Source organism: Oleiphilus sp. HI0123 (assembly GCF_001635315.1).
Map to the genome: position 1 here is coordinate 1 of NZ_LWGE01000224.1, position 1,969 is coordinate 1,969.

A 1,969-nucleotide genomic window follows, 5' to 3' on the forward strand; every position below is an offset into this window, starting at 1 on the left:
CGAAGCTGAGCGTAAAGCTGATAAAGAAGCGCCTGTCATTCTGCGCACAGTGAGTATGGTGGATTTTCTAGGAGCGACTCAGAGTGTCCGAGAGCCAATTTTGGTTAGTCGTGACATCAAGCGCTATCACTCGCTCATGCCTATTGAAGTGAAACGCAATGCCGAGCCTCACGGTGTTCGTTCGCTGGCTGTATTGCCTATTGTGATTGATAGCAAGGTTGTAGGGGCTTTGATGCTGGGTTCAAACTCCGCCGAGCGCTATAGCCCGAGCAAAGATAGCTTCTTTCTGAAGCAGTTGTCTGTAAAAGTCTCTTTCTCGCTAGCGGGTGTATGGGCAAGAGAAAGGATTAGCTTTTTGGCAACGCGAGATCCGCTTACTTTATTACGTAATCGTAGAGAGTTAGAGGAAACGCTTGATCAAGAGTTAAGTCGTCATGCGCGCCAGAAAGAAGATTTGGCGGTCATGTTTATCGATTGTGATGATTTCAAGATAGTCAACGATACCTGCGGTCATGACTGTGGTGATAGTTATCTCAAGCATGTTGCACATCATCTGAATGAGTTAACACGAAAGAGTGATTTGGCATTCCGCTTTGCTGGTGATGAGTTTGTCGTGTTGCTGCCTCATCAGCGCCAAGAAGGCGCTGATATTATTGCAGGGCGTATTCGCGAGCATCTCTTGAATACGCCTCTCAGAGTCGAGGATAAGGTAATTCCTGTTGTGATTAGTTATGGCGTGATTTCGACAGAATCAATGGATCGAGTCGACTCTAAAATGATGCTTAAAATAGCCGATGAGCGGCTTTATGAAATGAAGCGTCAGAAACCTTCCAAACGAGTAAGTGTTCCTGAAACCCAGGATAATGTCGTGGTTGCCAAGGCTGGCCTGGTGAGTACCGACTAATACTCGCCAAGCTGTCGGTTTTATAGGCTTTTCAATTGCGAACTTTCTGTTCGGTACTGCCCTGGTGTCATACCGGTCCAACTTTTAAAGCTGCGATGAAATGAGCGCCCGTCAGAAAAGCCCAGGTTATAAGCAATATCTTGAATTCCTATTTCGGAGCTTTTCAGAAGTTCGGTCGCTAAGTCTAGTCTGACTTCATTTAACAGCGTTTGATAAGAACTGTCTTCAGCGACGAGTTTTCTCTGCAGTGTTCGTTCGGTCATGTTTAGTTCATTCGCAATGAGTTCTTTTCTTGCGCTGCCTAGATTCAATTGGTGTCGAATGAGTGCTTTGACTTTATCAGCAAAGTTCTCACTAGCCAGGCTAAGGTGAGTCATTTGCTCACTAGCATGAGATTCAAGAGTTTTGAGTAGCAGGTTATCGGGTTGGCGAAGTGAAATAGACAGTAGGTCTTTATTTAGCACAATACCGTTGTGCTGAGCCTCAAACTCAACGGGTGCATTGAAGAAGCGGGTATATTCTTCTTGGAGCTTTGCAGAAGGAGCGGGGCGCCCGATTAGTATCTTTTCAGCAGAGGCATTTTGGTTTGCTAACCAGCGTGCAAAGTTTGTCCACGAAGCCAACACGTTATCGATCATATGAGGCCTGACAATCGGGTCGTCGTAAATACAGTGCCAGCACTGCAAGATGCTGTTCCCTAAATCTTTAAAGCTGGTTGTTCCCATATCCCCGACAAGTCTTTCATAGGGCTGTATTTTATCCATGGCTTCACCGATGGTGGCGCAACTCATAGTGATATAGCCAAGCACACTATAGGAGCCTGGCTGAACAAATTGGCTGGTATGAAGCCCGAGCAAGGGGTCATTAGCGCGTTCGATAAGATGTTTAATAAGAGATTGGAACTGGGTTCCAATAATACGCCCATTTGCACTGGCCAGAACATTCGGGTCGATCCCTGAGTCGAGAATGACTTGATGAGTATCGATTTGTTTGCTCTGAGCATATTGTAAATATTGCTGTACGGCAGGAATGGAAGCAAAGCCCAGGTGTTTCATAATTTACTCT

At 45.8% G+C, this 1,969-nt stretch carries 2 protein-coding genes; one reads left to right on the top strand and one right to left on the bottom strand.

Features of this window, described 5'->3' with window-relative positions; all coding sequences use genetic code 11:
• The coding region (locus A3761_RS02190) for a sensor domain-containing diguanylate cyclase (RefSeq protein WP_068749715.1) at nucleotides 1-904 on the top strand (904 nt) is incomplete at its 5' end.
• 20 nt (nucleotides 905-924) lie between these two features.
• Here the strand turns inward: A3761_RS02190 and A3761_RS02195 are convergent.
• The gene (locus A3761_RS02195) at nucleotides 925-1,959 is read right to left on the bottom strand and encodes an AraC family transcriptional regulator (protein WP_068516490.1); all 1,035 of its coding nucleotides are present in this window, start codon (nucleotides 1,957-1,959) and stop codon (nucleotides 925-927) included.
• Nucleotides 1,960-1,969: the final 10 nt, after the last annotated feature.